Below are 14237 nucleotides of genomic sequence, written 5' to 3' on the forward strand. Positions count from 1 at the left end.
GCGGGGCGTTGCGGACGTCACAGGGTTACCGTAGGTCACGGAAGAAGGCGCGGATGTCGGCGGTGAGCAGGTCCGGCACCTCCAGCGCGGCGAAGTGGCCGCCGCGGTCGAACTCGGTCCAGCGCGCGATCTTGTACGAGCGTTCGGCGAGCGGCCGGATCGACGGCACCAGATCTCGCGGGAAGACCGCGACGCCGATCGGCACCGGGCATGGGATCGGCAGGCCGCGGATGCCCGTATTGTCGAAATGCAGCCGGGACGACGACGCGCCGGTGCCGGTCAGCCAGTAGAGCGAGACGTTGGTGAGGATCCGGTCGACATCGATCGGGGTGGTCGGGTCGGCCCAGCTGACCATCTTGTCGGCGAGCCACGCCAACTGCCCCACCGGCGAGTCCACAAGTGCGTAGCTCAGAGTCTGTGGCCGGGTCGCCTGCTGGACGGTGTGCCCGGACGGGTTCGCGAGGAATTTCCGTACCGCTGCCACTCTTTCCGCGTCGAGCAAGGAAAATCCGGCCTGGTCTCCGGTTGGCACGGTCGGCAGGTAGTTCAGGTGGACGCCGACCACCTCGGCCGGCGCCAGGTGACCGACCACCCGAGAGATCGGCGATCCCCAGTCACCGCCTTGGGCTCCGTAACGGTGATAGCCGAGCCGGCTCATCAGCGTCACCCAGGTCCGCGCGATCCGCTCGACGGTCCAGCCCCGGTCGGGCAGCGGGCCGGCTGGTCCGTAGCCCGGCAGCGACGGGATGACCAGGTGGAAAGCGTCCGCTGGATCGCCGCCATCCGAACGCGGGTCGGTCAGCGGGCCGATCACGTCGAGGAACTCCAGGAACGAACCCGGCCAGCCGTGGGTCAGAATCAGCGGCAGCGCATCCGGTTCGACCGAGCGTACGTGCAGGAAATGCACCGTGGTGCCGTCGATTTCGGTGGTGAACTGCGGAAATTTGTTGATCTCCGCCTCTTTTTCCCGCCAGTCGTAGGACACCCGCCAGCGCTCCACCAGGTCTTTCACGTAGTCCAGCGGAAGGCCGTCGTCCGCCGCTTCCCGCGGCTGATCCGGCCAGCGGGTCCGATCCAGCCGGTCGCGCAGATCGTCCAGCCGCTCCTGTGGGACGTGCAGCTCGTACGGCCGAATGTCGTCACTCATCGCGTACCCTATCGTTGGTATCACCAATGTTGGTGCCACCAACAATAACACTGGTCATTGGGACGTCCAACGACTAGCCAGCCGGCTTAGGCGAGCAAGTCCCGGACCGCGGCCAAGTGGTGTTCGGCGTCGGCGGCCAGCTGGTCGAGGATCTCCGCGACCGGCTGCTCGGCCCGGACGAACTCGGCCGCCGAGCTGGCGTAGATGACGGCCTGCGAGTAGTCGCCGTCGCGAGCGGCCTGCGCGAGAGTCGTACGTGCCTCGGCCTGGTCGACTGAGAGCGCTTCCTCGTGCCCGTGCCAGCGGTCGGCGAAGTCGTTGCGCAACGCCCGGCCGGGATAGCGAGACGGCCACGCGAGGCCGGCGCCAATGTCGAAAACCCTGGTCAGGACGGTGTCCTCGGCGTCAGCCTCGATCACTTTCCGCTTCGCCGAAGGCTTGCCGGCGGCCTCGGTGGCGGCCAACAGCCGGGTGCCGACCAAGCCGGCCTGCGCACCGGCGGCCAGCACGGCGGCGAGGCCGCGGCCGGTGCCGATCCCGCCGGCCGCCACCACCATTGCCGAGCTGCCCTCGAGCGCCTCCAGAACCGTCTGGAGCAGCGGCAACGTGCCGATGACCGCACCGCTGTGCCCACCCGCGTCAGCGCCCTGCGCGATCACCACGTCGACGCCGGCACGCGCGGCCGCGACGGCTTCGGCGGCCGTACTCACCTGCGAGGCGACCAGCGCGCCCGCCTCGTGCAGCGGCCTGACGTACGACACGGGATCGCCGAAGGAGACCGCCACCAGGGCAGCTCCCGAGGCGCAGACCTCGTCGAACAGGCCCGGCTGGCCGTCCATCGCCCACAGCTGCAGGCCGATCCCGAACGGCGAGCCGCCGGCCGCCGCGATCGCCGCCTCCTCGCGTACGAACGCGGCGTCCGAGCGGTTCGAGACGCCCAGCATGCCGAGCCCACCGGCGGCGCTCACCGCGCGGGTCAGCGCGCCGAGCCCGGGACCGGCCATCGGTGCGCCGATGATCGGCAGTCGCAGTCCGAGCCGGCGGGTAAGTTCGGTGGCGATCATGCCCACTTTCTAGCGCGTTCTCCCGTACGAACGCTATAAGGAGCCGCAAATGCTGCCATGGTCAGCCGAACTCGCCGGCCGGCTCGACAAGCGGACGATCACCAGCGAACTGCTGCGCGACAACCCTCTCGGCGACCCGGCCGAGCGTCCGCTGTGGGTCTACACACCGCCCGGCTACGACGCGGACACCGACCGGCGCTATCCGGCGGTGTACGTGATTCAGGGCTACACCGGCCATCTGGGGATGTGGGAGAACCGAAACCCGTACAGCCAGCCCTATCCGGAGATGGTTGACCGGCTTTTCGTCGACGGGGCACCGCCGATGGTCGTGGTCTTCGTGGACGCCTGGACCGCGTACGGCGGCAGCCAGTTCGTGGACTCCCCCGGCACCGGCAAATATCACTCGTACCTATGCGAAGAAGTCGTGTCCTATGTGGACGCCCACTACCGGACGCTGGCCGATCCCGCGCACCGCGGCATCGCCGGGAAGTCGTCCGGCGGCTTCGGCGCGATGATCACGCCGATGTTGCGGCCGGACCTTTTCGGTGCGCTCGCGACCCATGCCGGCGACAGCTTGTACGAGGTGTCGTACATTCCGGAGTTCATTGGCGCGGTCCGCAGCCTGCGCGACTACGACGGCGACATTTTCCAGTGGTGGGCGGATTTCCAGAGCCGGCCGCCGTTCACCAAACCGGCCGACATCCCGCTGCTGGTGACGCTCGGCTGCTCAGCCGCCTTCTCCGCGTCTGAGGACGGGAAGCCGCAGCTGCCTTTCAAGGCGCACAGCGGTGAGCTGATCCCGGAGCTGTGGCAGCGGTGGCTGGACTGGGATCCGGTGCTGATGGCACCCAAATACGCCGACGCGCTTCGCGGGCTGAAGGCGATATGGATCGACGCGGGCAAGAACGACGAGTTCGCGCTCGACCTGGGCTCGCTGGCGTTCCGGGACGCGCTGACCGACGTAGGGGTACGTGACGAGGTCGTACATTTCGAGCTCTTCGAGGGCACCCACATGCGCATCGACTACCGCTATCCGATGGCGCTCGGGTGGCTCGCGGAGCGGCTCGCCCCTTAGCAGCTCTGCTCAGGCCTGAGCTGACTCGGCTTCTTGCACGGATTCGGGCGGGGTCCGGGCGGCGTCCCGGACCCTGCTCGACACCCGGCCGTAGAAGCCGAAGGTCAGCAGGATCAAGCCGACCACGAAGCTGAAGATGACGTTTTCCATCTGGAAGCCGAAATAGTTCAGCTGGGTCCGCAGCAGGCAAATGTTGATCAGCCCGCTGAGCAGGAACAGGATGCCGAAGGTCACGTTCGCGACCGGCGCCAAGTTGCGGCCGATCAGCGCGGAGATCAACAGCAGTGCGCCGATCACCACCGAGATGATCGAGAGCAGCCCGTTGGACGGCAGGCCCAACACCCGCTGCCCGACCAGCGCGAACAGCGGCAGCTTCTCGACCAGCCCGATCACGCCGAAGATCACCAGCGCCAGGCCGACCAGCCCGCCACCGACCCGATAGACCGCACCCAACCGGTGGTCGACCGGGAACTCGGACTCGTGCTCGGACATCGATCCATCACTCCCTCAGCGGCAATGCCCTCGCCGACCTTCTACGTACGGTCGGACTTCCTCAGGGATCACGGTATCCGCTGACCCGCCCCCGCGCCGCACCGGGCACACCAGTCCGCGCCGACATCACACCACCGCCGGTCGCCGGGCCCCTGAAACTGTCGTCCCCACCGGGAAGACTCGACTTCGGGGGCGGCTTTTCGGCGTCCGTACGAGCCGCCCCCGAAACCAGCCTGCCGCATCGCCCTGACACTTTCGCGCCCCTCACTCGTACGCTGCCGGCTGCCAGTCGCTTGCCTGATTTCAAAGCTCGGTGGACCCAGGCGTACTGCAAGCAACGGGGCGTGGCGGACTTTCCGGGAGTGGTCGGTCAGCGTCGAGTGGCGGACTTTATCCCGCACTCGGCGTCGACTGCGGGATTTTGTACCGCACTCGACGCCGCCCCAACAGCTCAAAGGCCTGGCCGGCGGAAACGTCACACCCGCGGCGAAGACTCGATTCGGGGGCGGCTTCTTTGGCGACGAAAAATGCCGCCCCCGAATCCGAGTCTTCCGGTCGGGGGCGACAGTTTTGGCGGGCGGCGGGTCAGCCTTCGATTTGCTCGCCGAGGGCGAGCCAGCGTTCCTCGGCGGCCTCGACCTGCGCTCGTACGTCCCGGAGCTTCGCGTCCAGTTCGCTGACCTTCTCGTGGTCGGTGGCGTTGGCGGCCAGGTCGGCGAGCAGGCGTTTCTCCGACTCGGCGAGCTTGGACAGATCGCGCTCTAGCCGCGACAGTTCCTTGCGGGCGGCCCGCTGCTCACCGGCCGACTTGCCACTGACAGAAGCGACCGAACTGGGAGCGACAGCGGCCGACTCGATCTTCTCCCGACGCTGGACATACTCCCCGACGCCGCCGATCAGCATGGTCAGCCGACCGTCGCCGAGCAGCGCGTACACGGTTTCGCAGACTCGCTCGATCAGATACCGGTCGTGGCTGACCACAATCAGCGTGCCCGGCCAAGAGTCGAGCAAATCCTCCAGGCCAGCCAGCGTGTCGGTGTCGAGGTCGTTGGTCGGCTCGTCCAGGAGCAGCACGTTCGGCTCGCCCATCAGCAGCCGGAGCAGCTGCAACCGGCGGCGCTGACCACCGGAAAGGTCACCAACCGGGGTCCACTGCGACGACGAGCCGAAGCCGAAGAGCTCCGCCAGCTGACCGGCGGTCATCTCCCGCTTGCCGACCTGCAGCCGGCCGGCGACCTCCTGGATCGCCTCCAAGACGCGCAGGTGGTTGGGCAACTCGACGGCTTCCTGCGACAGGTACGCGACCTTCACCGTCTTGCCGACCTCGACGGTGCCGCCATCGGGCTCGCGCTGGCCGGCGAGCGTACGCAGCAGCGTCGTCTTGCCGGAACCGTTCGGACCAAGGACGGCGACGCGGTCGCCAGGGCCGATCCGCCAGGTCGTGTCGCCGAGCAGCTCACGGCCTTCGGGCGTGGCCAGCCGCAGGTGCTCGGCGTCGTACACGCTGCGCCCCAGCCGCGCGGTCGCGAACCGGCGCAGCTCAACGGTGTCCCGAACCGGCGGCTCGTCGGCGATCAGCGCGTTGGCCGCGTCGATCCGGAACTTCGGCTTGCTCGTACGAGCCGGCGGACCGCGTCGCAGCCACGCCAGCTCCTTGCGCATCAGGTTCTGCCGCCGCGCCTCGGACGCCGCCGACTGCCGGGCCCGCTCGGCCCGCGCCAGCACCCACGCCGAGTAGCCACCCTCGTAGCTCTGCACGTTCGCGTCGACCACTTCCCACGTGGTCGTACACACCTCGTCGAGGAACCACCGGTCGTGTGTGACGACCAGGACCGCGATCTTGGCGCGCGCGTTCAGATGCCCGGCCAGCCACGCGACACCCTCAACGTCCAGGTGGTTCGTCGGCTCGTCGAGAACCAGCAGATCGAGGTCTCGTACGAGCAACGCGGCCAGGCCGACCCGGCGGCGCTCGCCACCGGACAGCGGGTCGACGACCGTGTCCAAGCCGATCCGGTCCAGCCCGAGGCCGTCGAGAATCTCCCGTACGCGCGCGTCCGACGCCCACTCGTGTTCGGCGCCGAGGTCGTCGGACAGCCAGGCGTTGCCCAGCACGACGTCTCTGACGGTGACGCCCTTCGGAAGCACCAACTGCTGGTCGAGGTTGCCCAGTCGCAGCCCGCCGCGCTGGGACGCCCGGCCGGAGTCCGGCGGCTCGGCGCCGGTCACCATCCGCAGCAGGGTCGACTTGCCGGCACCGTTCAGGCCGACGACGCCGACCCGGTCCCCGGCCGCGATGCCGAGCGAGACGCCGTCGAGGGGCACCGTGGTGCCGTAGGTCTTGCCGACGCGCTCCAGGTTGACGAGGTTAGCCACCCCTCAATCCTGCCTCACGCACGCGTACGCGCATTTACTTACCACCTACTTACTACTTTCTTGGCCGCATCGACGCGATGCGTGCGCTGGACGCACGTATCGCGTCGATGCGGACAAATGAGTTGCGGGAGTTTGTAAGCTGCTACTTATGGATGCGGAAACGGTGACGGCGGTCCGGCGGGCCACTGGCAAGTTGGCCAAGCGGTTGCGGCGGGAGCGACCGGACCGCTCGGTCAGCCCGTCGAAGATCAGCGCGATGGGCCAACTGGCTGTTCGCGGGCCGCTGACTGTGGGCGAGCTGGCCGCCGCCGAGCGACTGCAGCCGCAGGCGCTGACCCGGATCCTCGCCGCGTTGGAGGAGGACGGCTTGATCAACCGGGAGACGAGCGAGCACGACCGGCGCAGAACTGTCGTACGCCTCACCGAAGCTGGAGCTGCGGTGCTGAGGCGGGATATCGCGCAACGAGAGGCGTGGCTGGCGATGACAATGAGTGCGGAGCTCAACGAGACCGAGATCGCCCTGCTGCGGATCGCGGCGCCGCTGCTGGAGCGGCTCGCGGACAGCACGGCGGCCATGTCGCTGCGGCAGGCGTCATGACGACGGCGGTCCTGCGCGCCGAGCAGAAGGACGACGAGAAGGACCACAAGGTCCCGCTGCGGCGGATCCTGTTGCTCTTCCGGCCATATGTGCCCCAGATGGTCCTGTTGGTGCTGGTGGTGGTGCTGCAGGCGCTGGCCGGCATCGCGTCGCCGTTCCTGCTCCGGGAGATCCTGGACCGGGCGCTGCCGGCCCGCGACCTCGCCCTGGTCAGCCTGTTCGCCGGCGGCATGATCGTGGCGTCGGTGACCAGCGGCGCGCTCGGCGTGGCCACCACCCGGCTCTCCAACACCGTCGGGCAGAAAGTCATGCACGACGTACGCGTCTCGGTTTACGAGCACCTCCAGCGCCTTTCGCTGGCCTTCTTCACGCGTACCCGGACCGGCGAGATCCAGTCCCGGATCGCCAACGACATCGGCGGCATCAACAACGTCATCACCACGACGGCCACCTCCGCGGTGCAGAGCGGCACCACCGCGATCGCGGTCGCGGTCGCCCTTTTCGTGCTGGATTGGCGATTGGCGCTGCTCGCCCTGCTGGTGGTGCCGCTTTTTCTGCTCATCACGCTGCGGGTGGGCCGGGAGCGGCGCAAGCTGATCCGCGGCCGGGCGCACCGGTTCGCCGCGATGACCACGCTGATCTCCGAGTCCATCTCGGTTTCCGGGGTGCTGCTGGCCAAAACGATGGGCCAGCGGCAGGCGCTGGCGGACCGGTTCGCGGCCGAGTCCCGGCAGATCTCCGACCTGGAGGTGCAGGCCACCATGGCCGGCCGGTGGCGCGGCGCGACCCGCGGCATGAGCCTGACCATCATCCCGGCGCTGGTTTACTGGCTCGCCGGCGTGGAGTTCGCGCACGGCGCGGCGACCACCATTTCGCTCGGCACGGTGGTCGCTTTCACCAGCATGACCAACAGGTTCGTGTCGCCGGCGAGCACTTTGCAGGCCGTTGGCGCGAATGTCTCCACCTCGCTGGCGCTTTTCGGCCGGGTCTTCGAAGTTCTGGATTTGCCGATCGAGATCGCCGACCGGCCAAGCGCCACCAAACTGGCGGTGGCCAGCGGCGATGTGGAGCTGCGGGACATCTCGTTCCGGTACGAGCCCGATGCCGCCTGGACACTGAAAAACGTGTCGGCGAGGATCCCCGCCGGCACCACCACCGCGATCGTCGGTGCCACCGGCTCGGGCAAGACGACTCTCGCCTATCTGGTGGCCAGACTTTATGAGCCAGCGGAAGGATCCGTACGCATCGATGGCGTCGACATCAAGGATGTCACACTGGACTCGCTCGCCGACTCGGTCGGCCTGGTCGCCCAGGAGACCATGCTTCTGCACACTTCCATCAGGGAGAATCTGCGATTCGCCCAACCGGATGCGACCGATGAGGACATCGAGCGGGCGACTCAGGCCGCGCACATTCACGACCTGATCGCGTCGCTGCCCGATGGGTACGAAACGATCGTCGGCGAGCGCGGTTATCGGTTCTCCGGCGGGGAAAGACAGCGCATCGCGATCGCCAGGGTCCTGCTGCGCAACCCACCCGTGCTCATTCTCGACGAGGCGACCAGCGCCCTGGACAACAAGACTGAGCGAGCCGTCCAGCAAGCACTGGACGAGCTTTCCCGCGGCCGTACGACGATCGCCATCGCACACCGACTGTCCACAGTGGAAACCGCGGAGCAGATCCTGGTGTTGGAAGCCGGCGAGATCGTCGAACGCGGCACCCACACCGAGTTGCAGGCACTCGGCGGCCGGTACGCGGAGCTGGCGGCTCGCCAACTCACATCCTGATCCGCAGCGCCTCGGAATCAGTGACCGGTGGGTCGAGCGCGATCCCGTGCAGGACGTGCGCCAGCACCTCGGCCCCGCGCACGACGCGAGGTCCGGGCCGGTTGAAGTAGGCGGGTCCGTCCAGCACCCACACTCGGCCGTTCCGGACGGCGGGCAGGTCCAACCAGCCGGGCCGGTCGGTGAGGAGCGACAACTCGGCAAGCGTACGCTCCGGCGGAAACCCGCATGGCAGCAACAAAACAACGTCCGGCTGGGCGTCCACCACCGCCTGCCAGTCGACCGGGCTGGTGTGCTCGCCGGCGGCCGCGAGCAGCGGCAGACCACCGGCGCAGGCGATCTGCTCGGGCACCCAGTGCCCGGCCGGCCACACCGGGTCCAGCCATTCGATCGCGGCGACCGTCGGGCGGGCCCGACCGGCGACCTGATCGCGTACGGCCGCCAGCCGCGTGGTCAGCTGCGTATGCAGCTCAGCGGCGAGATCAGCGGCGCCCAATGCGGCGCCCAGTGGCGCCAGACAACCGAGCACCTCCGGCAGCGTGCGCGCTTCCAGACTGATCACTTTCGGCCCTCCGCCAGCCAAAACTCGTACGGCAGCGGACACCCGCTGATACGACACCGCGCAGACATCGCACAGGTCCTGGGTGATCACGAGATCTGCCGCGGCCGTCGCCAAAAGACCAGCATCGAGGCCATAGAGCGATGAGCCCCGATGGTTGGCGCCACCTACCGCCAGCGAGATTTCCCGGCTGGACATCCGATCCTGATCGATGGAGCTGGTGGTGACGACCGCGATGCCGGCCAGTGCACCGGCCGGCCAGTCGCATTCGTGCGTACGCCCCACCAGCTCCGACAGTTTTCCCAGTGCCGCCACGAAATCGGTGGCCGCAGGCAGCAGCGAGACGATCCGCATCAGACGGCCGGGATGGCGAAGCGTACGACCAGACCGCCGCCGGGCCGAGCAGTGGCGGTGACGGTGCCGTCGTGAGCGACGGCGACCGACCGGACGATCGCCAACCCGAGCCCGACGCGGCCGGTGCCGGCGGTCCGTGGCCCAAGGCGACGGAACGGTTCGAAAATCTCCTCGACGCGGTCGGCCGGCACGTCCGGACCGGTGTTGGTGACGGTCAATTCGGCATAACCACTGGAGAGTCCCATGTGGATGGTGACCCAGCCGCCAGAATTGTTGTATGTGATCGCGTTTTGCAGCAGGTTCTGCGCGACCCGCTCAAGAAGGACCGCGTCGCCGGACGCGAGCGCTGGTTCGGCTGTCAGCCGCAGGTCGACTCCGGCTTTTTCGGCTTCGGGACGGGAAAGATCGACCGCGTGCGTGATGGTCTCGGCCAGGTCGACTGGAGCGTACGCGGCCAGGCCTTCCTCGCCGCGCGCCAACGTCAACAGACCGTCCAGAAGTTTCTCGTGCCGAGCCGTCGCGGTCAGCAGTTTCTCTGAAAGTTCCCGCAGGTCCGCACAAGCGCCAGGTCGGGCGGCCGCAACCTCCAGCAGGGTGCGGTTGACCGCGAGCGGTGTTCGCAGCTCGTGCGACGCGTCCGCGACAAACCGCCGCTGGCTCCCGAAAGAGCGGTCCAGCCGGGCCAGCATCGCGTCGAAAGTGTCAGCCAGCTCCTTGAGCTCGTCCGGTGGCCCATCCAGCGCGATCCGCTCGTGCAGGGTGGAATGCGCGACCATCCGGGCGGTCGAGGTGATGCGCTGCAATGGCCGCAACGTCCGGCCGGCCAACAACCAGCCGCCACCCATCGCAAGCACACTGACCACGCCAAGCGCCACCAACGAATCCTGCAGCAACGTCCTCGTGGTCGCCGCCTCGACAGCGGCCCGTTGCGCTTGCAGGCTTTTCTCCAGCTGCGTCAGATCGACCGGCGGGGATCCCTCATACTGCCGCGGAATGGACGCCGGGGTCTTGCGTACGACATCTCCTACCAGGTTGGCGCCCTGCCGCGGCGAGACCAGCGTGGTGTCGAGATTGCGGCTCAGGGCGTTCGCGAAGAGCACGTACGTGACCCCGACCAGCAACAATCCGCTCAGCAGCAACATACCGCCGTACCAAAGGGTCAGCCGCACCCGAATGGTCGGCCGCCGGATCAGCCGAACTCGTAGCCGACGCCACGGACCGTGGTGATCAGGTCCGGCGGGCCGAGCTTGCGCCGCAACGTCATCATCGTCACCCGCACCACGTTGGTGAACGGATCGATGTTCTCGTCCCATACCCGCTCCAAAAGAGTTTCCGCCGACACCACCGCGCCGTCCGCCCGCAGGAGTTCCTCAAGAACCCCAAATTCCTTCAGTGAAAGGAAAATCTGGTGACTGTCCCGGGCCACCTCGCGGCGAGCCGGGTCCAGTCGTACGCCGGCGCGCTCCAGCAGCGGCGGCGCGGCCGGCCGGGCCCGCCGGGACAGCGCCCGGACCCTGGCCACCAACTCCACGAAAGCGAACGGCTTGCCCAGGTAGTCATCGGCGCCGAGGCTCAGCCCACCGACCCGGTCCTGCACTGCGGTCGACGCGGTGAGCATCAGGACGCGAACGTTGTTCGGCCCGTCGGCAAGCCGCCGGCAGACGTCGTCGCCGGAAATCGTCGGCAGGTCACGGTCGAGCACCACCACGTCATAGGCGTTGACCGACAGCCGTGCCAGCCCCTCGTCGCCGTCGTACGCCACATCCACCGCGATCGCCTGCTGCCGAAGGCCTTCGGCGATCGCGTCGGCGAGCAGCCGCTCGTCCTCCACCACCAACACCCGCACCAAGACCTCCTTACCCTCGCGAACTCGACGTTTTCGTTGTCGGCGACGGCGTGTCGGCTACCGAAACGTCGACTTCGCGCAGGACCGCGGCGGCGCCGCGGCCATCGGAGCGGGCGATGACGCGAGATCGGGAAACCAGGATGGCGGTTTCGGTGGCGTCGCTGACGGCCGGTACGCCAGCGGCCGCGGCGAGCGCGCCGGTCGGATCACAGACGACCTGCAGGCGCGGCCAGGCCGATGCCGGGAAAGCCTGGCGCAAGCAGACGGCGAAGTCGGCGACGGCCAGCCGCGCGAGCGGGACAAGCTCGTCGGGTGTGTGGGTGACCATGACGGCGGTGACGCTGGCGGCGGACGGCGCCACCCGGACGGCCTCCTCGGCGGCTTCCAGGCGGTGCATTCCGAGGATCGCGACGAAATCCTCGGTCAGCCGCGCGGGCTTGCCGCGTACGAGGTCAACCGCCGGCGGCGGATCCCACGGCTCGTCGACCTTGCGTGGCTGGGTCAGGTAGGGAAGCGACTGCCAACCGTCGTTGAGGTCGAGGTCGGCGAGCTGCTCGCAGGCCCTGACCACGTTGAACGGCTCCAGGAACCCGGGCGCGGCGGCGGCCAGCTGGCTCGCGCCGTGCAGTGTCGTCAGCGCCGCTTCGGCCACCCGCACCAGCCGGCGGCCGGGCCGCAAACTCTCCAGCGCCAAACCGAGCAGGATCGCATTGAGGCGCGTCAGCTGCGCGTACGCGCGCCGGGTCCGATCCTCCGCGACGATTTCCGGCAGCAAGTCCATCGCCAGCCGTGCGTCGTCCGGCCGGTCCTCGAGCAACGGCAGCCGGGTGACCCAGGCGCGGGCGAACGCGCCGAGCGCCTCTCTCACGGTCAGGCCGGGCTCGGGATGCGGCGGCTCCGCCGCGGCCTCCGCCAGCTGAGCCATGACAGCGAAGTAAAGCGCCCGTTTGCTGGGAAAGTTCGAATAGACCGCGCCACGGGTAAGCTCCGCCCGCTCCGCGATCGCGTCCACTTTCGCGTCCCGGAAACCGCGCTCGGCGAACTCGTCGCGCGCCGCCGCAAGCACCTTCGCACGGTTGCGCTCCTGCATCTCAGCCCTGCTCAGGCGCCCCATCAGCTCCCCACTCTTGCCGGCCCGCCAGTCGCCAAGATACAGTCGCCATTCAGATGATCACAACATATGATCTCAACATTTGGAGGCTTCGGTGGATGAGCTCGACCTGAGCGACCCGAGAGTTGTGGGCGATCCCGTCTGCGCGTACGCACACGCCCGCGAGTCGGGTCCACTGGCCCGGCTCGGCGCCCCTGGGATGCCACCAATATGGGCAGTGACCAGGCACGATGAGGCTCGGGCCATGCTCAGCGACCCGCGCTTCGTGATCACCTCCGGGAGCTTCATGCGACCACCCGGACTCCCCGACGAGTACCAGCCGTACCTACGGACAATGTCCGAAATGGACGGCCCCGAGCACTCTCGGCTGCGCCGCTTGGTGGCTCCCTCGTTCACGCCGCGCCGAGCCGCCGACTTCCGGCCGCGCATTCAGGCGATCGTCGACTCGCTGCTCGACAATCTGACCGGCGAGGTCGACTTGCTGGAAACCTTCGCGCGACCACTCCCGATCGAAGTCATCTGCGAACTCGTCGGCATCCCCGAGTCAGACCGACCGCGCTGGCGCTCCTGCGGAGCGGCGATCGCCGCTGGCATCGGGACGGATTTCTTCGAGGCTATTCCTGGCATTGTCGATGGCGCCAAGGCCGCTGTCGCGCTCCGCCGCGCAGAGCCGGCCGACGATTTACTGACCGACCTCATTCGACAGCTGGACGACGGCGATCGGCTCGACGACACCGAACTGGTCACGATGATCTGGCTGCTCGTACTCGCCGGTCAAACTCCCACCAACTTCATCGCCAACGCGGTCGAGGCACTTCTGACGCACCCTGACCAATGGGCTCTGCTACGGGAAAATCCCAGCCTCATGCCTGGCGCTGTTGAGGAACTGATGCGCTGGTGTACGCCACAATTGCTGACCGTTCCACGGTTCCCAACCGAGGACGTCGAGATTTCCGGCACCCTCGTACGAAAGGGTGAACCAACTTCGGCCGCGATCGTGTCCGTCAATCGCGACGCCAGCGCCTTCAGCGATCCCGATCGCCTCGATGTGACCCGCCCGGTCACCGCGCGCGGCCAACTGGGTTTCTCGCACGGCCCACATTATTGCCTGGGTGCGTCTTTTGCGCGCGTGGAAACAGAAATTGCCCTCACAACACTCATCAGCCGGTTTCCTCGGCTTGCTCTCGGCGTGGCGGCTGCGGATCTCGTACGGGCCGCCGATGGGGGGACTTGGCGGCTTGCCGCGCTGCCGGTGATGTTTGGTTGAGCGTGTCTGTTGCGGAGGTGGTGGCCCGGTGTGGGCTGCGGAAATGAGCGCCTTGGTTAGAAGCGGTGTGGGCTGGGGAGGTGATGGCCCGGTTAGAAGCGGTGTGGGCTGCGGAGGTGATGGCCTTGGTTAAAGCGGCGTGGGCTGCGGAAATGAGCGCCCTGATTAAAGCGTTGTGAGCTGCAGAGGTGATGGCCCGGTTAAAAGCGGTGTGGGCTGCACAGATGAGCGCCCTGATTAAAGCGGTGCGAGCCGCGCAAATGAGCGCCCTGATTAAGGCGGTGCGAGCCGCGCAAATGAGCGCCCTGGTTAAAGCGGTGACTGTGAGGGTGCGGCGTCTCGTCTACCAGACACGAGAAAACCCCACCCCGACACCAAAGGGCGGTGTCGGGGTGGGGTTTTCTCGTGCTTACTGCCGATCCGCCCGATATTTCTGGCGCCTTCGGCGCGGGCGCCGTCGACTACGGCTACGAGAGTCCGCCTTTGTAGGCCCCGCAAAGACCGCGGGGCCTACAAAGGCGGACGCTCCTGCCGGAGGGGCGACAACATCGGCCTGGCGGCCGATGG

12 protein-coding genes are annotated in these 14237 nt (G+C 67.7%); 4 read left to right on the plus strand and 8 right to left on the minus strand.

The window, feature by feature from the left end; translation table 11 throughout:
• Positions 1 to 25: 25 nt before the first annotated feature.
• Together ABD301_RS21185 and ABD301_RS21190 are read right to left on the minus strand one after the other, a co-directional pair.
• Positions 26 to 1147 carry an epoxide hydrolase family protein gene (locus ABD301_RS21185; protein WP_163569505.1) on the minus strand — a complete coding sequence of 374 codons (1122 nt, stop codon included), beginning with the start codon at positions 1145 to 1147 and terminating at the stop codon, positions 26 to 28.
• 86 nt (positions 1148 to 1233) lie between these two features.
• Entirely contained in the window at positions 1234 to 2211 is a 978-nt protein-coding gene (locus ABD301_RS21190; RefSeq protein ID WP_344312029.1) for an NAD(P)H-dependent flavin oxidoreductase, read from the minus strand.
• A 49-nt stretch (positions 2212 to 2260) separates the two neighbouring features.
• On the opposite strand from ABD301_RS21190, the gene ABD301_RS21195 reads away from it, so the two are divergent.
• On the plus strand, positions 2261 to 3286 hold the full coding sequence (locus ABD301_RS21195) for an alpha/beta hydrolase (protein WP_163569504.1): 1026 nt from the start codon (positions 2261 to 2263) through the stop codon (positions 3284 to 3286).
• 9 nt (positions 3287 to 3295) lie between these two features.
• Here the strand turns inward: ABD301_RS21195 and ABD301_RS21200 are convergent, their stop codons facing one another.
• Together ABD301_RS21200 and ABD301_RS21205 are read right to left on the minus strand one after the other, a co-directional pair.
• A complete protein-coding gene (locus ABD301_RS21200) occupies positions 3296 to 3778 on the minus strand; it encodes a DUF4383 domain-containing protein (RefSeq protein ID WP_344312031.1) in 483 nt (160 codons plus the stop codon).
• A 585-nt stretch (positions 3779 to 4363) separates the two neighbouring features.
• Positions 4364 to 6151, minus strand: coding sequence for an ABC-F family ATP-binding cassette domain-containing protein (locus tag ABD301_RS21205; protein WP_344312032.1), 1788 nt, complete (start codon positions 6149 to 6151; stop codon positions 4364 to 4366).
• A 148-nt stretch (positions 6152 to 6299) separates the two neighbouring features.
• Here ABD301_RS21205 and ABD301_RS21210 point away from each other — a divergent pair, with 148 nt between their 5' ends.
• Positions 6300 to 6749 carry a MarR family winged helix-turn-helix transcriptional regulator gene (locus ABD301_RS21210; RefSeq protein ID WP_163569502.1) on the plus strand — a complete coding sequence of 150 codons (450 nt, stop codon included), beginning with the start codon at positions 6300 to 6302 and terminating at the stop codon, positions 6747 to 6749.
• Positions 6746 to 8536 carry an ABC transporter ATP-binding protein gene (locus tag ABD301_RS21215; RefSeq protein WP_344312033.1) on the plus strand — a complete coding sequence of 597 codons (1791 nt, stop codon included), beginning with the start codon at positions 6746 to 6748 and terminating at the stop codon, positions 8534 to 8536. The genes ABD301_RS21210 and ABD301_RS21215 overlap by 4 nt, the downstream gene beginning before the upstream one ends.
• Here ABD301_RS21215 and ABD301_RS21220 read toward each other — a convergent pair.
• Genes ABD301_RS21220 through ABD301_RS21235 form a run of 4 tightly spaced genes read right to left on the minus strand, consistent with a single transcriptional unit; the run spans position 8526 to position 12382 of the window.
• Positions 8526 to 9446, minus strand: a complete 921-nt coding sequence (locus ABD301_RS21220; RefSeq protein ID WP_344312034.1) for an ABC transporter substrate-binding protein — start codon at positions 9444 to 9446, stop codon at positions 8526 to 8528. The genes ABD301_RS21215 and ABD301_RS21220 overlap by 11 nt on opposite strands.
• Positions 9446 to 10615: a sensor histidine kinase gene (locus tag ABD301_RS21225; protein WP_344312035.1), complete on the minus strand. Its 1170-nt coding sequence runs from the start codon at positions 10613 to 10615 to the stop codon at positions 9446 to 9448. The genes ABD301_RS21220 and ABD301_RS21225 overlap by 1 nt, the downstream gene beginning before the upstream one ends.
• 20 nt (positions 10616 to 10635) lie before the next feature.
• Entirely contained in the window at positions 10636 to 11292 is a 657-nt protein-coding gene (locus ABD301_RS21230; RefSeq protein ID WP_344312037.1) for a response regulator transcription factor, read from the minus strand.
• A gap of 10 nt (positions 11293 to 11302) precedes the next feature.
• On the minus strand, positions 11303 to 12382 hold the full coding sequence (locus ABD301_RS21235) for a TetR/AcrR family transcriptional regulator (RefSeq protein WP_279582885.1): 1080 nt from the start codon (positions 12380 to 12382) through the stop codon (positions 11303 to 11305).
• A 115-nt stretch (positions 12383 to 12497) separates the two neighbouring features.
• Here ABD301_RS21235 and ABD301_RS21240 point away from each other — a divergent pair, with 115 nt between their 5' ends.
• Positions 12498 to 13670 (plus strand): cytochrome P450 family protein, encoded by a 1173-nt coding sequence (locus tag ABD301_RS21240; RefSeq protein WP_163573066.1) that lies wholly within the window; start codon positions 12498 to 12500, stop codon positions 13668 to 13670.
• Positions 13671 to 14237 lie beyond the last annotated feature (567 nt).

This window comes from Fodinicola feengrottensis (genome assembly GCF_039530045.1).
Lineage (GTDB): Bacteria > Actinomycetota > Actinomycetes > Mycobacteriales > HKI-0501 > Fodinicola > Fodinicola feengrottensis.

Excerpts from the sequence above, each read along its gene's own strand:
- ABD301_RS21185 (WP_163569505.1), bottom strand. The coding sequence starts at position 1,147 with ATGAGTGACGACATTCGGCCGTACGAGCTGCACGTCCCACAGGAGCGG.
- ABD301_RS21190 (WP_344312029.1), bottom strand. The coding sequence starts at position 2,211 with ATGATCGCCACCGAACTTACCCGCCGGCTCGGACTGCGACTGCCGATC.
- ABD301_RS21195 (WP_163569504.1), top strand. The coding sequence starts at position 2,261 with ATGCTGCCATGGTCAGCCGAACTCGCCGGCCGGCTCGACAAGCGGACG.
- ABD301_RS21200 (WP_344312031.1), bottom strand. The coding sequence starts at position 3,778 with ATGTCCGAGCACGAGTCCGAGTTCCCGGTCGACCACCGGTTGGGTGCG.
- ABD301_RS21210 (WP_163569502.1), top strand. The coding sequence starts at position 6,300 with ATGGATGCGGAAACGGTGACGGCGGTCCGGCGGGCCACTGGCAAGTTG.
- ABD301_RS21215 (WP_344312033.1), top strand. The coding sequence starts at position 6,746 with ATGACGACGGCGGTCCTGCGCGCCGAGCAGAAGGACGACGAGAAGGAC.
- ABD301_RS21220 (WP_344312034.1), bottom strand. The coding sequence starts at position 9,446 with ATGCGGATCGTCTCGCTGCTGCCTGCGGCCACCGATTTCGTGGCGGCA.
- ABD301_RS21235 (WP_279582885.1), bottom strand. The coding sequence starts at position 12,382 with ATGCAGGAGCGCAACCGTGCGAAGGTGCTTGCGGCGGCGCGCGACGAG.